Annotated in this window: 18 protein-coding genes; 4 read left to right on the forward strand and 14 right to left on the reverse strand. The window is 65.7% G+C overall.

The features are described 5' to 3' along the window. The first annotated feature begins 14 nt into the window (after positions 1 to 14). From ABWP84_RS05820 to ABWP84_RS05830, 3 genes are all read left to right on the forward strand, one after another. Positions 15 to 1163: an iron-containing alcohol dehydrogenase gene (locus ABWP84_RS05820; RefSeq protein ID WP_353211062.1), complete on the forward strand. Its 1149-nt coding sequence runs from the start codon at positions 15 to 17 to the stop codon at positions 1161 to 1163. Continuing rightward, complete coding sequence (locus tag ABWP84_RS05825) at positions 1160 to 1921, forward strand: enoyl-CoA hydratase/isomerase family protein (RefSeq protein ID WP_353211063.1); 762 nt, start codon at positions 1160 to 1162, stop codon at positions 1919 to 1921. Before ABWP84_RS05820 ends, ABWP84_RS05825 begins: the two co-directional genes overlap by 4 nt. Positions 1922 to 2289: 368 nt before the next feature. Further along, positions 2290 to 5124 carry a 5'-nucleotidase C-terminal domain-containing protein gene (locus ABWP84_RS05830; protein ID WP_353211064.1) on the forward strand — a complete coding sequence of 945 codons (2835 nt, stop codon included), beginning with the start codon at positions 2290 to 2292 and terminating at the stop codon, positions 5122 to 5124. Between the two features lie 46 nt (positions 5125 to 5170). On the opposite strand, the gene ABWP84_RS05835 is transcribed toward ABWP84_RS05830, so the two are convergent. The 14 genes from ABWP84_RS05835 to ABWP84_RS05900 all read right to left on the reverse strand — a co-directional run bounded on the left by ABWP84_RS05835 (position 5171) and on the right by ABWP84_RS05900 (position 17266). Beyond that, a complete protein-coding gene (locus ABWP84_RS05835; protein ID WP_353211065.1) occupies positions 5171 to 6136 on the reverse strand; it encodes a tripartite tricarboxylate transporter substrate binding protein in 966 nt (321 codons plus the stop codon). A gap of 13 nt (positions 6137 to 6149) precedes the next feature. After that, positions 6150 to 6860, reverse strand: a complete 711-nt coding sequence (locus tag ABWP84_RS05840) for an ABC transporter ATP-binding protein (RefSeq protein ID WP_353211066.1) — start codon at positions 6858 to 6860, stop codon at positions 6150 to 6152. Continuing rightward, the gene (locus ABWP84_RS05845) at positions 6853 to 8658 is read right to left on the reverse strand and encodes a branched-chain amino acid ABC transporter ATP-binding protein/permease (RefSeq protein ID WP_353211067.1); all 1806 of its coding nucleotides are present in this window, start codon (positions 8656 to 8658) and stop codon (positions 6853 to 6855) included. The genes ABWP84_RS05840 and ABWP84_RS05845 overlap by 8 nt, the downstream gene beginning before the upstream one ends. Continuing rightward, positions 8655 to 9548 (reverse strand): branched-chain amino acid ABC transporter permease, encoded by an 894-nt coding sequence (locus tag ABWP84_RS05850; RefSeq protein WP_353211068.1) that lies wholly within the window; start codon positions 9546 to 9548, stop codon positions 8655 to 8657. The genes ABWP84_RS05845 and ABWP84_RS05850 overlap by 4 nt, the downstream gene beginning before the upstream one ends. Next, positions 9549 to 10751, reverse strand: a complete 1203-nt coding sequence (locus ABWP84_RS05855) for an ABC transporter substrate-binding protein (protein WP_353211069.1) — start codon at positions 10749 to 10751, stop codon at positions 9549 to 9551. 28 nt (positions 10752 to 10779) lie between these two features. Next, entirely contained in the window at positions 10780 to 11553 is a 774-nt protein-coding gene (locus ABWP84_RS05860; protein WP_353211070.1) for a carboxymuconolactone decarboxylase family protein, read from the reverse strand. 156 nt (positions 11554 to 11709) lie between these two features. Beyond that, complete coding sequence (locus ABWP84_RS05865; RefSeq protein WP_353211071.1) at positions 11710 to 12423, reverse strand: 5-methyltetrahydropteroyltriglutamate--homocysteine S-methyltransferase; 714 nt, start codon at positions 12421 to 12423, stop codon at positions 11710 to 11712. Beyond that, positions 12323 to 12820: a hypothetical protein gene (locus ABWP84_RS05870; RefSeq protein WP_353211072.1), complete on the reverse strand. Its 498-nt coding sequence runs from the start codon at positions 12818 to 12820 to the stop codon at positions 12323 to 12325. Before ABWP84_RS05870 ends, ABWP84_RS05865 begins: the two co-directional genes overlap by 101 nt. Before the next feature lie 11 nt (positions 12821 to 12831). Beyond that, positions 12832 to 13542 (reverse strand): ABC transporter ATP-binding protein, encoded by a 711-nt coding sequence (locus ABWP84_RS05875; protein ID WP_353211073.1) that lies wholly within the window; start codon positions 13540 to 13542, stop codon positions 12832 to 12834. After that, positions 13535 to 14296, reverse strand: coding sequence for an ABC transporter ATP-binding protein (locus ABWP84_RS05880; RefSeq protein WP_353211074.1), 762 nt, complete (start codon positions 14294 to 14296; stop codon positions 13535 to 13537). Before ABWP84_RS05880 ends, ABWP84_RS05875 begins: the two co-directional genes overlap by 8 nt. Beyond that, positions 14293 to 15225: a branched-chain amino acid ABC transporter permease gene (locus tag ABWP84_RS05885; protein WP_353211075.1), complete on the reverse strand. Its 933-nt coding sequence runs from the start codon at positions 15223 to 15225 to the stop codon at positions 14293 to 14295. The genes ABWP84_RS05880 and ABWP84_RS05885 overlap by 4 nt, the downstream gene beginning before the upstream one ends. After that, positions 15222 to 16085, reverse strand: coding sequence for a branched-chain amino acid ABC transporter permease (locus tag ABWP84_RS05890; protein WP_353211076.1), 864 nt, complete (start codon positions 16083 to 16085; stop codon positions 15222 to 15224). Before ABWP84_RS05890 ends, ABWP84_RS05885 begins: the two co-directional genes overlap by 4 nt. Next, positions 16085 to 17086, reverse strand: a complete 1002-nt coding sequence (locus ABWP84_RS05895) for an ABC transporter substrate-binding protein (RefSeq protein WP_353211107.1) — start codon at positions 17084 to 17086, stop codon at positions 16085 to 16087. The genes ABWP84_RS05890 and ABWP84_RS05895 overlap by 1 nt, the downstream gene beginning before the upstream one ends. Then, the gene (locus tag ABWP84_RS05900) at positions 17087 to 17266 is read right to left on the reverse strand and encodes a hypothetical protein (protein WP_353211077.1); all 180 of its coding nucleotides are present in this window, start codon (positions 17264 to 17266) and stop codon (positions 17087 to 17089) included. Positions 17267 to 17445: 179 nt separating this feature from the next. Here ABWP84_RS05900 and ABWP84_RS05905 point away from each other — a divergent pair, with 179 nt between their 5' ends. Continuing rightward, entirely contained in the window at positions 17446 to 18288 is an 843-nt protein-coding gene (locus tag ABWP84_RS05905) for an alpha/beta hydrolase (RefSeq protein ID WP_353211078.1), read from the forward strand. Positions 18289 to 18330: the final 42 nt, after the last annotated feature.

Consider the following 18330-nt stretch of genomic DNA (forward strand, 5'->3'; position numbering starts at 1 on the left):
CAAGGGAGAAGCCGATGAGCCGCCAGGGACGGGTGATGTTCAGCCGGATGGATGAGGTGGTGTTTGGCCAGCCTGCCGCCGGTGCGGTGGCGGAGTTGGCCGGGCGCCGCGGAGCCGAGCGGGTGCTGGTGATGGCCAGCGCGACGTTGGACCGGGAGACTGGCTGCGTGGCCGGCATTCGTGAGGCGCTGGGGCCGCGCTTCGCGGCGCAGTATCAGGGCATGCCGGCGCATTCGCCGCGGGCTGCGGTGCTGGAGGCGACGGCGGCGGCGCGGCGGGTGGATGCTGATCTCATCGTCACCATTGGCGGCGGGTCGATCACCGATGCGGCCAAGGCGGTGCAGCTGTGCCTGGCCAATGGCATCGACAGCGTTGAGGCGATGGACCGGTTGCGGCCGGGGGGGGCGGCGCTGGTGGCGCCGAGGGTGCGGCAGATTGCGGTGCCCACCACGCTCTCGGCTGGGGAGTTCAGCGCGGTTTCTGGCGTGACGGATGAACGCAGCCGGGTGAAGGAATTGTTCCGCCATCCTGACATCATCCCCGCCGCCGTGGTGCTGGACCCGGCGATGACACTGGCCACGCCGGAATGGTTGTTTCTCTCGACCGGCATTCGGGCGGTGGATCATTGCGTGGAGGGGATTTGCGCCGCCGAGGCGCATCCTTACACCGATGCCCAGGCGCTGCGCGGGCTGGGGCTGCTGGCCTCGGGGCTGGAGCGGGTGAAGCGCGACCCGGGTGATCTCGATGCGCGGCTGGATTGCCAGTTGGGCTCCTGGCTTTCCATGGGGCCTTTGGCGGCTGGGGTGCCGATGGGTGCGAGCCATGGCATTGGCTATGTGCTGGGCGCGGCTTTTGATATTCCCCATGGCCATACCTCCTGCATCATGCTGCCGGCGGTGATGCGGTGGAATTGGGGCGCCAATGCCGCGCGGCAGGAGATGGTGGCCACCGCCATGGGCCAGCCTGGCGGGGATGCGGCGGCGCTGCTCGATGAACTGATCGCCGCGCTTGGCATGCCGCGCAGCCTGGCTGCTGTGGGCATCGGGCGTGACGATTTTGCCCGCATTGCCGGGGCGGCGATGGCGACACCTTGGGTGCCGCGCAATCCGCGGCCGATTGCCGGGCCTGAGCAGGTGCTGGAGATTCTGGAACTGGCGGCATGAGCCGGTTTGAGACCTACCGCGACAAATTCTCCTGCCTGCGGATGCGGCGCGAGGATGGCATTCTGGAGATGCGGCTGCACACCGATGACGGGCCGCTGCGCTGGGGCCTGATACCGCATGGCGAATTGCCCGATGCCTTTGCCGAGGTGGGGCGTGACCGCGACAATCGCGTGGTGATTCTCACCGGCACCGGCGATGAATTTTCGGGTATTCGCGCCAATGTGGCGAGCCGCTCGCTGGCGCAGGGCATCACCGCCCGGGCCTATGACCGGGTGCATTGGGAGGGCCGCGCCCTGCTGATGAACCTGCTGAATATTGAATGCCCGGTGATTGCCGCGATCAATGGCCCGGCATGGCGGCATTGCGAAATTCCGCTGCTGTCGGACATCGTGCTGGCTTCGGACACGGCGCAGTTTCAGGACAGCGCGCATTTCATGTCCGGCATGCTGCCCGGGGATGGGATGCATATTGTCATGCCGCTGCTGATGGGGATGAATCGCGGCCGGTATTTCCTGCTGACCGGGCAGACGCTGAGCGCGCATGAGGCGCAGGAGTTGGGCCTGGTGAATGAGGTCCTGCCGGCCGATCAGGTGCTGGCCCGCGCCTGGGAGCATGCAAGGCTGCTGGCGGCGCGGCCGACGCTGCTGCTGCGCTATACAAGGCTGATGTTCACCGAGCATTTGCGCAAGCGGATGCAGGATTTGCTGGGCTATGGGCTGGCGATGGAGGGCTTGGCGCTGATGGAGCAGCCTGAGTAGCGCGTTGCTTGTGAAAATGGGTTTGGTTGCATGGATTGAGATGCGGCCTGGGACAGCCTAGAATATTCGCCTGAACTGAGATTATGCGCCCAATAATCTAATTTTTGACTTTTCTTCCCTTTATAAACACTTTTTTAACGAATATTGGACAATGGGCGGCGCGGACAACATAACAAAATGAATTCAGCCGGGAATTTCATAAAATTTAAACTAAAAATACCATGACGAAGGCATGTAATTCGTTGAGTAGTCCAGGTCTTGGGGTGACAGTCAGATTCGTGGTGAACCCGCCAGGTTGGCAGCAATGTCTCTTGGCGCGGCAGCGGCCGGACTGAAGCCTCTTCAACAGGCTCTGGAGGAACTCCACCATGTCATTCACACTGCAAATCCTGCATTATTATGGCGAGAGCGGCCTTCTGGGCGTGAAGACCGCGCCGATCATGGGCGCGCTGATCGACAAATTCGATGACCAATATGCCAATACCATCAAGATTGCCGAGGGCGACACCTTCATCCCTGGCCCCTGGCTGGTGGGCGGCGCCGACCCCTCGCTGAGCGCTGTTACTGGTATTGGGTCGACGGCTTTGGGCCGGCCGGATATTGCGATCATGAACGCCTTTGGCACGACCGTTTCGGCGCTGGGCAACCATGAATTCGATCTCGGCTCGCCGGTTTTCGCCGCAGCGATCAACGCCGGCAGCCCATGGGTGGGAGCGCAATTCGCTTACATCAGCAACAATCTGAACGTCTCCGCCGATAACTCGCTGCGCTCCCTCGCAGACAAATCACTTGGCGGCACCAGCACCAATAACTATGCCGGCCTTGATGTCAGCGCGCTGAAGGGCAAGATCGCGCCCTATGCCATCTCCACCGTGGGCGGTGAGAAGATCGGCTTCGTTGGCGCAACCACCTATGAATTGCTGAATAAGAGCTCGCCGAATGGTACCGTGACCATCGGCCTTGCCAGCATTGATGACAGCCTGAAAATTCCCGAGCTGGCGGCCGTCATCCAGGCCTCGGTCGATGCGCTGATCGCGGCCGGCGTCAATAAGATCGTCATGGTTGACCAGCTCGATACCCTGGCGCGCAATAAGCTGCTGGCACCGCTGCTGAGCGGCGTGGATGTGGTCGTCGCCGGCGGCTCGCATGACCGTCTGGTCGATTCCACGGACAAACTCGCCCCCTTCAATGGCCATGACGCCACCCCCTATCCCGATGGCAGCTACCCGATCATCGCCACCGGCAAGGACGGCAAACCCACCCTGATCGTGACCACCGATACCGAGTTCAGCTATCTCGGCCGCCTCGTGGTTGATTTTGACGCCAATGGCGAGGTGGTGCTGGGCAGTCTCAACACGGCGATCAATGGTGCCTATGCCTCAAACGAGGCGACGCTGCAGGCGGCCTATGGCACGACCCAGACGGCGGCGCAGACCGTCGCCTCCAGCACCATCGGCTCGCAGGTCAATGCCATCACCACGGCGATCAACAATGTCATCATCGCCAAGGACAGCAATATCTTTGGCTACACCAATGTCTATATGGAAGGTGACCGGGTGTATGGCCGCGCCCAGGAGGTGAATTTCGGCGACGTCACCGCCGATGCCAATGCCTGGAAGGCGCTGGCGGCGACCGGTGGCAACATCATGGTGTCGCTGAAGAATGGCGGTGGCCTGCGCGCCTCGGTCGGCTCGGTCGGGGGCGATGGCACCAAGCTTCCGCCCAGCGCCACCGATGTGAAGCCCAGCGGCGGCATCTCCCAGCTCGATATCGAGAACGCACTGCGCTTCGACAATAAGCTGATGGTGTTCGACACCACCGCGCAGGGGCTGAAGAACATCCTCGAATACGGCACCACCCTGGCGGCGGGCAATGGCGGCTATGCACAGCTTGGCGGTGTGCGCGTGGCGATCGACCCGACCCGGGCGGCGGGCAGTAAGGTTACCGACATCGCCCTGGTTGACCTCGCGGGCAATCAGATCGCTCAGATCTGGAAGAATGGTGCGGCGGTGGCCGACGCACCGGCGACCATCAGCGTCGTCGCGCTGAACTTCACCGCCAATGGCGGTGACGCCTACCCCATCAAGGCCAATGCCAGCAATTTCCGCTATTTGCTGAGCAATGGCACCCTCAGCAAGGCAGCCGACCCGACAACCGACCTCACCGCCAAGGCCGGCTTCAATTCGGCCGGGCTGGATGATACCGGCAGCACGCTGTTGGGCGAGCAAAAGGCCTTCCAAGATTATCTGAAGGCCTTCCACGCCACCCCCGCCACCGCCTATGGCCAGGCGGATACGACGCAAGGCGGCGATGAGCGCATCGAAAATCTCAGCCTGCGCAGCAATGTCGTCTTTGGCGTCAATAGCACTGGCACCGATGGAGCGGACACGCTCAATGGCAGTTCGACCAATGATGTGCTCAATGGTGGCGGCGGCGATGACAGCCTCACCGCGGGCGGCGCCAATGATACGATCGAAGGCGGTGCGGGCACCGATACGGCGAACTTCTCCGCCGCCCAATCATCCTACCGTTTTGGCTTCCGCGACGGCGTGATGGTCATCAAGGGTGCCGATGGCATGGACCAGTTGAGCAATGTGGAATTGCTGAAATTCGGCACTGCGGCGGCGGTGAGCATCGCCACCCTGCAGGCTGGCACGAGCGATAATGGCCTGATCTACGCCAATATCGCTGGCAAGAACCTCTACGCCGTGGCCGATGCTTATAGCGGGCCGGTATCGGGGTTGGTGAACCAGTATCTCGGAGCTGCCACGGCCGATATCGTGCTCGGCAGCGACAAGGCTGATTTCATCAATGCCGGGGCGGGCGATGATGCCGTCAATGGCGGTGCGGGCAATGATGTGATCGATGGCGGCCAGGGCTCGAGTTTCGTCGCCGGTGGCGGCGGCACTGACAGGTTCTTCGTCGATGGCCGCGGGGCCGGCACCAATACCACTTGGTCCACCATCACCGATTTCTCAGCGGACGAATCCCTGACCATCTGGGGCTTCAAGTCCGGCGTGAGCAAGTTCACTTGGGTCGCGAGCGATGGTACCAGCGGTTTCAAGGGTGCAACGCTGCATTGCGACCTTGATGGCAATGGCGTGACCGACGCCTCGGTGACCTTCTCCGGCCTGAGCCAGGCTCAACTCCCCACTCCGAGCTATGGCTCATCCGATGGGGCTGACTACATCCTCTTTGGCTGAGTGGTTGCTATGGGCGTTGCGGGACGGGCGTTGAAGCCGGGGTGGCTTATTCCGGCTGAATTCCCGCCACCCGCATGAGTTCTTGGTTGCGGCGGCGGTCTTCCACGATCCGCGCCAGCATATCAGAGCGGCCGCGGGCGGCGGGGACCAAGCCGTTCTCGGTGAGTTTGGCCGCGGCTGCTGGGGTGGCGAAGCCGCGCATCGCTGCCTCCTCCAGCTGCGCCAGAAGCGCAGGCGGCGTGCCTGTCGGGGCAGAGAGGCTGTACCAGGGCAGCATCACGAAATCGCGGTAGCCAAGTTCCTGCATCGTCGGCAGATCGGGGTAGGAGGCGATGCGCTGTGGCGAGGGGGTGGCCAGGGCGCGCAGCCGATTGGACTGCACGCTGGGCAGGGCTGCCGCCATGGTGCTGAAGATCATATCTGCCCGGCCGGCGATGATCTCGATGAGTGCGGGGGGCGTGCCATTGAAGGGCAGATGCAGCATCTCGATACCGTTGCGGCGGCAAAAATCTACCCCCAGCAGATGCGCAACCGAGCCCACGCCCCAGCTGGTGAATACCAACTCGCCGGGCCGGCGCTTGGCCGCAGCCACCAGCTCCTCCACGCTTTGCCATTTCGGATTGGCGGCAAGGAAATACAGCGCCTCGCTCAGCAGCGAGATATGGGCGAAATCGGCGTCAGGGTCGAAGCCCGGATTGCGATAGGCGAATTGCGCCACGGTGAAGGTGACATTGGTGGCCAGGAGCAGGGTGGTGCCATCGGCCCTCGCGCGGGCAACGTGGCGCGCGGCGACAGTGGTGCCAGCCCCGGGGCGGTGCTCATTCACATAGGTGCCGCCGCGGAAATACTCAGCGAAGCCATCGGTCAGGATGCGGCTGTTCACCTCCTGCCCGGCGCTGGGGGTATAGGGCAGCACGATGGAGACCGGGCGGCCCTCGGTGAAGCCCTGGGCCCGGGCAAGTCCCGGCAGGGCTAGGGTGCTGCCCAGCAGCGCGCGGCGGGAGAGGGTCATGGTTCGGGGTTCCCTAGAGATAGCTCGCGGCCAATGTCTTGCCGTCATGGCCGTGCAGCAATTCGGCACTGCTGCCCTGCAACACCGCGCGGCCGCGCCGCAGCACCAGCCCATGGCTGGAGACGCGCAGGGCGAGGGCGGCCATTTGCTCGGCGATGACCACGATGATGCCGCTGCGCGCGGCGTAATCGGTGATGAAGGCGTAGATCTGCTGCACGATGATGGGTGCGAGGCCGAGCGAGGGCTCATCGAGCAGCAGGCAGCGCGGGCTGCGGATGGTGGTGCAACTCAAAATCACCATTTGCTGCTGGCCGCCGGAGAGCAGGCCGGCGGCGATACGCGCCTTCTCCTTGAGGATGGGGAAGCGCGCATAGGTCTCGGCCAGCGAGGCGGCCAGCGGCGCTGTTCGGGCGCCAAAGCTCCAGGCCAGTTTGAGATTGTCCTCGACGGTCAGTTGGCGGAACAGGCGGCGGCCTTCCATGGCATGGGCGATGCCGAGCCTGGCCCGCTCGGCCGCCGGCAGGGCGGTGATGTCCTGGCCATCGAGCAGGATGCGCCCTGCCGTCACCGGGGCAATGCCGGAGACCGCGCGCATCAGCGAGGATTTGCCCGCGCCATTGGCGCCCAGAATGGCGGTAATGCCCCCTGCCCCGGCCTGCAGCGAGACGCCCTCCAGCGCTTGCACCGCGCCGTAGCGCACTGTCAGTCCTTGCAGCTCAAGCATGGGCGGCCTCATCTCCCAGATAGGCAGCGATCACCTGGGCGTCGCCGCGCATGCCGGCAATGTCACCGCGATAGATCATGCGGCCGCTATCGAGCACCACCACGTCATCCACCAGATCGGCCAGGAAATCCATGTGATGGTCGATGAGCAGGATGGCGAGGCCCATGGCCTTCATATCCCGGATCAACTGGGTGAGGCGCTCCATCTCGGGCTCCGAGAGGCCGGCGGCGGGTTCATCGAGCAGAATGACCCTTGGCCGGGCGAGCAGCGCGCGGCCCACCTCGGCCATGCGGCGGGTGCCATAGGGCAGCGTATCAATCGGGCGGTCGGCCACGGCGGTGAGATCGGCGAGCGCCAGCACGGCCTCGACCAGGGCGAGTTGGCTGGCCTCCTCGGCGGTGGCGCTGGGCAGGGCCAGCACCGCCGCAACGCCGGAATGGCGCAATTGGCGATGCGCACCCAGCAGCAGATTTTCCCGCACGGTGAAATGCGGCACCAGCCGGGGGTCCTGGAAGGTGCGGACCACGCCGGCCGCGGCCACCTGGTGGTCGGCAAGGCCCGTGATGTCGCGCCCGGCGAAGCGAACCTGCCCGGCGCTGGGGCGGTAAATGCCGGTGATGACATTGACCAAGGTGCTCTTGCCCGAGCCATTTGGCCCGACCAGCGCGGTGATGCGCCCCGGTTCCAGGCGCAACGAGACGTCATCCACCGCAACCAGCCCGCCAAAGCGCATGGTGATGCGCTCGGCTTCAAGGGCGGCGCCCTGATCGGCCGGGCGGAGCATCGCCGCATCGGCATGCAGCGCCCCCGCCCGGGCGCGCGCGCCTGGGCGGATGAAGCGCGGTGCTTCAAACAGCAGGCCGCCAATGCCCTTGGGCAGCAGCATCAGGGAGAAGGTGAGGATCAGGCCATAGGCGATGAATTGCCATTCGGCGAAGACCTGCAACCGCTCGGGCAGGAAGGTGAAGAGCGTGGCGCTGAGCACCTGGCCGGCGATGCTGCCCAGCCCGCCGACAATGGCGATGACCAGCACCTCAATCGAGCGCGGCAGGGCGAAGCTTTCCGGCCCCAAATAGCCCACCAGATGGGCGTAGAGCGCGCCGGCCAGCCCAGCCAGCCCGCCCGAGAGCGCATAGGCCCATTGCTTTGTGGCCCCAGCAGGGATGCCAATGCTACCAGCCGCGATCTCGCTGATATGAATGGCATAGAAGGCGCGGCCGATGCGCGACTGGGTGAGGTTGCGCACCGCGAGCATGGTGGCGGCGGTGATGAGCAGCAGAAGCTGGAAATAGGCTAGGCCATCCACCTTGATGCCAAGGATGGTGAGGGTGCGTAGCGCCGCCGAGGGCACGCCGGGCAGGCCCATGGTGCCGCCGGTGACGCTGTTCCACTCGCGCACCACCTCGAAGAACACCATGCCAAAGCCCAGCGTCATCATCGCCAGATAGACATCGCGCACCCTCTTGGCGGGGAAGGAGAGCAGCCAGCCGGCCACCCCGGCCAGCAGCACGGCCAGGGGCACGCCGATGGTGACATCCAGGCCATGGGTCTTGACCAGCACGCCGGTGCAATAGGCGCCGATGCCGAAAAAGCCGGCATGGCCGAGGGAAATCTGTCCGGCCAGGCCGGTGAGAAGATTGATGCTCTGGGCGAAGATCGCGGCGATGAGCACGAAGCTGGCTATCTGCACCGTGCCAGGTGAGAGCTGCGGCGCGCCCAGCAGCAGCGCCAGAACCAGCAGCGCCTGCAGCCGCCAATCGGCCACCAGCGCGCGGAGCAATGCGCGAAGCCGGTTCATGCCTTGCTTACCTCCGGGCGGCCAAACAGCCCCTGCGGGCGCAGCGCCAGGGCCAGCATCAGCAGGGCGAAGGCGATGCCATGCTCGGCCGCGGTGGAGACATAGCCGCCCACCAGCTTGCTGAGGATGCCCACCAGCAGTCCGCCGGCCAGCGCGCCCATGGAACTGCCCATGCCGCCCAGCACCGCCGCCACGAAGCCCAGCAGCACCAGATCGAAGCCAAAGGCGGGGTCCACCGTGCCGCCGATCTGCGCAATCAGCACGCCGGCCACCCCGGCCAGGGCCGAGGAGAGCATGAAGGAGCCCAGCACCAGCAGCCGCACCGGAATGCCCTGCACCAGCGCCAGTTCAGGGTCGAGCGAGACGGCATGCACCGCCTGGCCCCAGACGGTTTTGCGGACGAAAAGCTCCAGCGCCAGAATCAGCGCAACCGCCACCGCCAGCACCACCAGGTATTGCAGCGAGACATATTGGCCGAAGACGGTGACGAAATCCTGCGCGGTGAACACCACATCGGGGAAGGCCACCGCCTGGGAGCCGAAATACTTCGCCGCCACGCCCTGGAGGAAAATGCCAAAGCCCAGCGTGGAGACCACCCATCCCATGCTGCCGCCACTGGCCTGCAGCGCCGGCCGCACCGTCCAGCGCTCGATGAAGACGCCGAAAGCAGCCACCACCAGCAGGCTGCCGATGACCGCGAGGGCCATTGCCAGCCCCTGACTGGAGAGGAAGACGGTGAGCATGGCGCAGAGCATCATCAGCGAGCCCTGGCCGAAATTCATCGTCTTCGTGGTCCAGAAGGTCAGGTTCAGGCCGAGGGCGATGAGCGCATAGACCGCGCCCACGCTGATGCCGGCCAGCAGCAGGGAGAAGAAGAAGTCGTCCATCATTTAGTCGCGCAGTTCCAGCACCACGCGATCGCCGCGCTTGAGCATCTCATAGGTGCCCAGATCCTCCAGCTTCAGCGCCACATGGTTTTGCGGGGTGAAGCTGATTTTCTCGATGGTGGCGCCCGCGAAATCGCGGGTCTGGTCGAGGGCCCGCACAATCTCGGCGGCATTGGTGGAGCCAGCGCGGCGAATGGCGTCGATCAGGAGGTTGATGCAGTCATAGCCGCTGCCCACGGTGGCGGCGAGCGAGATCAGCGGATTGGCGGCATCCTGGCCATACCAGCGGTCGGTACCGAATTTGGCGCGGTAGAGATCGACGAATTTCGCCGCCGCCGCATGCATTGGCCGCCGGCCAAAGGCGGCGTGGTTGACCGCGCGGGTGCCGGCCACGAGATCACCCGCACCTTCGATATAGGGCATGGTGACCGCACCGGCGGCGCCAAACAGGGCGAGGTTCATGTTCAGCCGGCTCATATTGCGGCGGATGACGGCGAAGTCAGCACCCAGGCCGATCACCAGCATCGCCTCGGCATTGGCGCGCTGCACGCGCACGAGCTGCGCCGTCATGTCCTGGGCGCGCTGGTTGTAGCTCTCCACGCTCACCCGCATGCCGGGTTTGCGCTTCACCAGCTCCTGGCGCACCAGCTCGGCGCCGGTGACGCCATAGCCCGTGCTTTCATGGACGATGCCGACGCGGCTGTATTGCGACATTGCCGCCGCCAGTTTTTCCGATTCCACCGTATTGCTGATGGAGACGGAAAAGAGGTTGGGCCGTGGCGGCTTATCCAGCCCATTGGGATAGACGATGGTGGGGGTTTGCGCCTGCGGGTTGATGATCGGCCGGCCATCGGCCTGGATCATATCGGCGATGGCGAGGGTGGGGCCGGAGCCCGAGGGGCACATCAGGCCGACGATCTCCCGATTGTCGAGGATGCGGCGCAGGTTCTGCACCGCGCGGTCTGGCACCAGCTGATCGTCCAGCACCTCAGCGAGGGCCACCATGCGGCCATTGATGCCGCCGGCCTTGTTGCATTCTTCCACCGCGATCTGCGCGCCGCGGTTAATGCCCTCGCCAAACTCGTTGAACGGGCCGGTCAGCGCTGCGGTGAAGCCGAACTTGATGGTGGCCGGTTGCGCCTGCACGAGGCCGGGCAGGCTGAGGGCCGTGGCGCCGAGGCCTAAGGTTCTGCGGCTGATATTCATTGTGTTTTCCTCCCTTGACGCTGGTTTTTCAGGTTTTGCCGGCGGATTTGAGCTCTTCCAGCAAGATCGGCACGCCATGTGTGGTGCTGTGGATGCCCAGCACGGAGATCAGCTCCAGCACTTCCATGATTTCCTGGCTGGTCGCGCCGTAGCCGATGGCGTTGCGGATATGGATGCGGGTGCCGGGGGCATAGAGATGCGTGGTGGCGGCGTCGATTGCGATGTAGATGAATTCCTTCACCTTGGGCTCCAGCCTGCCATGCTGCCAGGGCACCGAGGAGAAGCGCATATAGGCCTCGAAAAAATCGGGCGAGAGGGCGAGCACATCATCCCATAATGCGGACCAATAGCCGCGCGCGGCGGTGAACTCGGCCTTCAGCCGGGCCGCGCGCTCGCCACCATCGCCGGGCTTGGGGAGTTCCCCGCCGCGGCCGGCCGCCGTCATCTCCTCCATCAGGATGGGCACGCCGTGGGTGACGCTGTGGATGCCGAGCACGGAGATGAGCTGCAGCACCTCCATGATTTCCTGCTGGGTCGCGCCGTAGCCCAGCGCGTTTTTCATATGCACGCGGGTGCCCGCGGCGTGCAGATGCGTGGTTGATGCGTCGATGGCGATGTAGATGAACTCGCGCACCTTGGGGTCGAGCACGCCATGGCGCCAGGGCACCGAGGAGAAGTTCATATAGGCTTCGAAGAAATCGGCATCGAGTGCCAGGACCTGGTCCCAGGTCGGGCTCCAATAGCCGCGCGCTTGGGTGAACTCCTCCTTCAAGGCGCGTTGGCGCGGTGAGAGCTCATCCATGGCTCTTGACGTCCTTCCCTGAACACCGGGCGCGTTCCTCACGCCTCGATGATGGGAAGACTGCGGGATCGGACAGTACTTGGCAATCGGTGTTGCGCGCCGATTGCAGCGCTCAGGCGCAGGCCGGGTTTATCGGACCCGGCCGCGATGATCGGCTCAGACCGGCCCCCAGACCTCGCGCGCGACATCGACGCATAGTTGCAGCTTGGCCCATTCCTGCTCCACGGTGAGCAGATTGCCCTCCTCGGTCGAGGCAAAACCGCATTGCGGGCTGATCGCCAATTGGTCGAGCGGGGCGTATTTCGCTGCCTCCTCGATGCGGCGCAGCAATTCATCGCGGCTTTCCAATTCGCCGCGCTTGGAGGTGACAATGCCCAGCACCACCGTCTTGCCCTTGGGCAGGAAGCGCAGGGGTGCGAAGCTGCCCGAGCGCTCGTCATCATACTCCATGAAGTAGCCATTCACATTGATGCCGTTGAACAGCACCTCGGCCACAGGGTCATACCCGCCCGAGGCGATGTGCATGGAACGGAAATTGCCGCGGCAAAGATGCATGGTCACCATCATGTCGGCAGGCCGGCCATCGATGGCGCCATTGATGAGTTCGGCATAGCGGCCGAGCAGGCCCTCGGTCTCCTCGCCCCGCGCCTTGAGGCCGGCGATCTGCTCCGGGTCGCAGAGATAGGCGATATTGACCTCATCGAGTTGGAGATAGCGGCAGCCGGCGGCGGCGAAATCCTGCACCGCATCGCGATAGGCGAACTTCAGATCATGGAAGAAGCCGTCCATATCCGGATAGACGGCCGGGTCCACCGCCCGTCGCCCGCCGCGGAAATGCAGCACGGAGGGCGAGGGGATGGTCTGCTTCACCACAGCCCCCCCCGGCATGCTCGGCGACAAAGCGATAATCGGCGACGAAAGGATGGGGGAGGTATTTGATCTTATCCGTCACCTTCAGGGTGTAGGATTTGGTCTGGCCACCCTTGAACTGGATGCCCTGGTCGGTCTCGACCATGTCCACCCCGCCCAATTCGCCCAGGAAGTCGAAATGCCAGAAGGCGCGGCGGAACTCGCCATCGGTGTCCGCCTTCAGCCCGATCGCCTTTTGCTCCGCAATCGCCTGGGCGATCCATGTGTCTTCGGCCGCGCGCAGGGTGGCGGCATCGATGCTGCCGGCGGCGCGGGCGGCGCGGGCCTCACGCAGCGCCACCGGGCGGAGCAGGCTGCCAACGTGATCGGCGCGGAAGGGGGGAACTCCATGGGGCATGACAAGCGTCCTTAGTGGTGTTGCAGGCCGAGATGCCGGGAGAGCAGATCGGGTTGGGCCAGCAGCGCCGGAGCGGCGCCGCGATGGATGATGCTGCCGCGATCGAGAATCACCGCGTGGTCGGCGATCGGCAGCACCTGATGGGCGTGCTGCTCGACGATGATGGCGGCCATGCCCTCATCGCGCACCAGGCGACGGATGGCGGCGAGCAGATCCTCGACAATGACCGGCGCGAGGCCCTCCAGTGGCTCATCGAGCAACAGCAGGCGCGGGTTGAGCATCAGCGCGCGGGCCAGGGCGAGCATTTGCTGCTCACCGCCCGACAATGCGCCGCCGAGATTGGCCCGCCGCTCGCGCAGCCGGGGGAAGAGGGCATAGACCGCCGCCAGATCCCAGCGGCCGGGGCGGGCCACGGCGGTGAGGTTTTCCTCCACCGTGAGCGAGCGGAAGACATTGCGCTCCTGCGGCACCCAGCCCAAGCCGAGGGCGGCGCGGCGCTCGCTGGGCAGGCGCTCCAGCGCTGTACCACCCAGGCGGATCACCCCGGCGCGGTGGCGGGCCACGCCCATCAGGGCTGCGATCAGCGTGGTCTTGCCCGCGCCATTGCGGCCGAGCAGTGCCAGCGCCTGGCCCTCCGCCAAGGTGAGGCTGATGCCGTCCAGCACCATGGCCTCGCCCCAGCCGGCACGGAGATTGTCGATACTGAGAAGCGGCTCAGCCATGCGCCACCTCGGTGCTGCCGAGATAGGCCTCGCGCACCGCCGGGCTGCGGGCGATCTCGGATGGTGCGCCATCGGCCAGCACGGCGCCGAAGGCGAGCACGGTGATGCGCTCGGCAAAGCGGAAGACGAGGTCCATGTCGTGTTCGATCAACAGCACGGCGACGTCGCGCGGCAGGGCGGCCACGGCGGCCAGCACCTCGCGGCTATCGGCGGGGGGCACGCCGGCGGCGGGCTCGTCGAGCAGCAGCACGCGCGGGCGCATGGCCAGGGCCAGGGCGATTTCCAGCAGCCGCTGCCGGCCATAGGGCAGCGAGGCGGTGCGCTGGTGGCGGGCGGCATCGGGCAGGCGCACCGTGTCGAGCAATTGCTGGGCCTCCGCCCGCAGCCCGGCCATGCCGAATAGCGGCCGCCACCAGATGGCGCCCAGCCCCGCCCTCTCGGCCAGCGCCATGGTGGTGGCCTGCATGGGGGTGAGTTCGGCGAAGAGTTGATTGACCTGGAAGGTGCGGGCCAGGCCGAGGCGGACCCGCAGATGCTGTGGCGCGGCCGAGACATCCCGGCCCAGCAGGCTTACCTGGCCCGCACTGGCCGCCAGCGCACCGGAGAGGAGGTTGACGAAGGTGGTCTTGCCCGCGCCATTGGGGCCTATCAGGGCGTGCCGTGCGCCGGGCTCCACCCGCAGCGAGACGGCATCAACGGCGACGAAGGCGCCGAAGCGGCGGGTGAGGCCCCGGGTTTCCAGCGCAGCGCTCATCGGCGGCGCAGCCTGGCGATGGCGGCGCGGGCGAGGCCGAGCAGCCCGCCCTGCCCTGCCAGGGCCAGCGCCACCAGCGCGATGCCCAGCCAGAATTGCCAAAAGACCGGGCTGGCCTCGCTGAGCGCGTGATGCGCCACGGTGAAGGCCACCGCCCCCAGCAGCGCGCCATAAAGGCTGCCCAGCCCGCCCAGCACCAGCATCAATAACCCATCGGCCGAGCGCTGGAAGGAGAGCGCATCGAGGGAGGCGAAGCTGGTGGTCTGCGCCAAAAGAGCCCCCGCCACCCCGGCATAGGCTGCGGCGATGACATAGGCCGCGGTCAGCCTTGCCTTGACCGGCACGCCCAGGGCGGGCGCGCGGCGGGCATTGCCGCGAATGGCGCGCAGCGACCAGCCAAAGGGCGAGGCGACCAGCAGCCGCGCCAGCATGAACAGCACGAAGAGCACGGCCAGGGAGTAGAGATAGGCGGTGCGGCCCCAAAGGTCGAAACGATAAAGGCCAAAAATCGGCCACATCTCCACACCTTGCAGCCCATCGGCGCCGCCGGTGATGGCGGCGGCCTTGTTGGCTGCCTCATAAAGCATGAGGCCCAGGCCCAGCGTGACCATCAGCCCGGCCAATTCGCCGGCCCTTAGCACCAGGGGCGCGCTGATAAGCCCAAGCAGTGCTGCCACCGCGGCGGCGGCGAGCAGGCCGGAAAATGGCTCGCCCCAGCCCTGCTGTGCGAGGATGCCGGCGGTATAGGCGCCCGCGCCAAAAAACGCGGCTTGGCCCAGCGTGACCAGCCCGGCATAGCCGACGATGAGGTCGAGCGAGACGGCGAAGAGTGCGGCGATGGCAATGGCCGAGAGCAGCGGCAATTGCTCAGGAAAGAGCCAATAGCCGGCCAGCGCCCCAGCCCAGGGGATGGCGTGCAGCAGGATCATTTCGCCCGCGCCAGCAGGCCTTGCGGCCGGGCGAGGAGCAGCACGACCATGGCGGTGTAGATGATGAAGGCGCCCACCTCGGGAATCCAATATTTCCCGGCCACACCCACCACCCCCAGCAGTAGCGCGGCCAGAAACGGCCCGGCCACCGAATTGGCCCCGCCCACCGCCACGACGACGAGGAAATAGACCATGTATTTCAGCGGGAAATTCGGATCGAGGCCGAGAATTTCCACCCCAAGCGCGCCGCCCAGCCCGGCCAGGCCCGAGCCCAGCGCGAAGGTGATGGAGAAGATGCGCCCCACCGGCAGCCCCATGCCGCGGGCCACCACCCCATCATCCACCGCAGCGCGCAGCCGGGCGCCAAAACGGGTGCGCACCAGGCCAAAATGCAGCGCGAGTGCCACAAAGCCGCAGAGGATGATCAGAAAGAGGCGATAGCGCCCGAGGCCAATGCCGGCAAACTCCATCCGCCCCGAGAGCCAGGGCGGCAATTGGATGAGTTGGGTGCGCGCACCCATCAGCCAATCCGCCACCGCCCCCATGATGAACACGAGGCCGATGGAGAAGAGCACCTGGGTGAGGTGATCCCGGCCATAAATATGCACATAGAGCAGCCGCTCGAGCACAAAACCCATGGCCGCCGCCGCCGCGGCCGCCGCCAGCAAAGCGAGGGGAAACGGCACACCCAGCCGGTTGAGCAACACCACGCAGACATAGCCGCCCAGCATGCCAAAAGCGCCATGCGCCAGATTGACCACATTCATCAGCCCCAGCGTCACCGAGAGGCCAACCGAGAGGACGAAGAGCAGCATGCCCGCCGCCACACCGTCGAGCAGCACGGTGATGGCGGAGGCCATCAGCCCATCGGGCCCACACGCTCGACGCGGTCAAACTCGATATTCCACAGCTGGCCGTCGCGGCGCTCGGTGCGGCGGATATAGATGTCCTGCACGATGTCGCGGCTTTGCGCATCGATGCGCACGGGGCCGCGCGGGCTGATCCATTCCTGGCCGGCCATGGCGGCGACCAGGCGTTCGCCATCGGTATTGCCCTGGGTGCGGCGCAGGCCCTCGGCCAGGAGATGCATGCCATCCCAACCGCCCACCGCCATGAAATTCGGCCGCTGGCCGGGCGCCTGGGCGGCATAGGCGGCGAGGAAGGCGCGGTTTTCGGCGCTGTCATGCGCGGCCGAGTAGTGGTGCGAGGTGACGGCGCCGAGCGCGCTGTCGCCGATATCGTTCAGGATATCATCATCGAGCACATCGCCGGTGCCGATGAGGCGAATGCCGGCCTCGCGCAGGCCACGCTCGGCGAATTGGCGCATCAGCGGCGCGCCCTCGCCGGAGGGCACGAAAATGAACAGCGCATCGGGCCGCGCATCGCGCACCCGCTGCAGGAAGGGGGCGTAATCGGGGTTGCGCAGCGGCGTGCGCAGCTCGGCCGTCACGCTGCCGCCGGCGGCGGTGAAACGCTCCTTGAAGGCGCGCTCGGCATCCAGGCCCGAGGCAAAATCGGTGACCAATGTGACCGCGGTTCGGATGCCCGCGCGCTGCGCCCAGACGGCGATGGGGGCGGTGGCCTGCGGCAGCGAGAAGGCGGTGCGCAGGATGAAGGGCGAGCGGCTGGGGATGATGGCGGTGGCGGCCGCCATGACGATCATCGGCAGCTTCGCCTCGGTGGCGATGGGGGCGGCGGCGAGAGCGAGCGGCGTGAGGCCAAAGCCAGCCAGGGCCTGCACCCGCTCACGCACCGCCAGCTCCTGCGCCAGGCGGCGGGTGACATCGGGGGCGACGCCGGTATCGTCACGCAGCAGGATTTCGATGCGCTTGCCGGCAATCGGGGCGGGGTTGGCGCGCAGTCAGGCGCGGATGGCGGCCTCGATCTGCCGGCCGGTGCTGGCGAAGGGGCCGGTCATCGGCAGGATCAGGCCGATGCGGAAGACATCGCCCGATTGGGCCAGGGCGGGGATGGCCAGAGGGGGGGTGGCCAGGGCGATGCCAAGCCCGGTGATGGCGCTGCGTCGTGTCACAATGGACATGGTCCTGGTCTCCCTGTTTCGCTTGCCTGCATGGCTTCCCGCCAATGGGTGCGATGTCGCCCGCATCACAAAAATTCGCAAGCCCGTTGCGGCTTTGGGTGTTGGGGCGCGGCGGGCAGCCGCTATGCAGCGGGCATTGGCGGGGCCAAGCTGGGGCGGCACTGTTTGAGGAAACCACCATGCCATACGCCCAAGCCGAAGGTGCCCGCCTGCATTATGAGGAGACGGGCCATGGCCATCCCATCGTCTTCGTCCATGAATACGGCTCGGATCATCGCGAATGGGAGCAGCAGGTTCGCTTCTTCTCACGCGAATATCGCTGCATCACCTTTGATGCGCGCGGCTATACGCCCTCCGACGTGCCATCCGACCCACGGCTCTATGGCCAGGATTTTGCCGCAGCCGATATCGCGGCGGTGATGCGCCACCTTGATATTCCCAAGGCGCATGTGGTGGGGCTCTCGATGGGGGCTTTTGCGACGCTGCTCTTTGGCATCCGCTACCCGCAAATGGCGACGGCGCTGGTGGTGGCGGGCGTGGGCACTGGCTCGAACCTGGCCGAGCTTGAGGCGTTTCGCGCCGCACAGGTGGTGCGCGCCGATGCGCTGCGCAGCGATGGCTGGCATGATCTTGCCCTTGAATCCGGCCATAGCCCAACCCGGGTGCAGTTGAAGAAGAAGGACCCGCGCGGCTGGGCTGAATTCGTTGCCCATCTGCGCGAGCATTCGCCCGAGGGCTCGGCGATGACGCAGCAATATTACCAGGGCGCGCGCGACCCGGTTTACGCCTGGGAGGCGGAACTCAAGACCATGATGGTGCCCACCCTGCTGGCGTTGGGTGATGAGGATTGGCCCTGCATCGAACCCAATTGCTTCCTCAAGCGCACCATCCCCCATTGCGGGCTGTGGATGCAGCCGCGCACCGGGCACGCCATCAATCTGGAGGAGCCGGCGGCGTTTAACCGCGAGATGCAGAGTTTTTTCTCGACCGTGGAGCGTGGGCGCTGGAGCCTCGACGCATAAAAAAAGGGCGGCCCTTGCGGACCGCCCCTTCGTTTCTCGCAA

This window comes from Rhodovarius sp., from assembly GCF_040399605.1.
Lineage (GTDB): Bacteria > Pseudomonadota > Alphaproteobacteria > Acetobacterales > Acetobacteraceae > Rhodovarius > Rhodovarius crocodyli_A.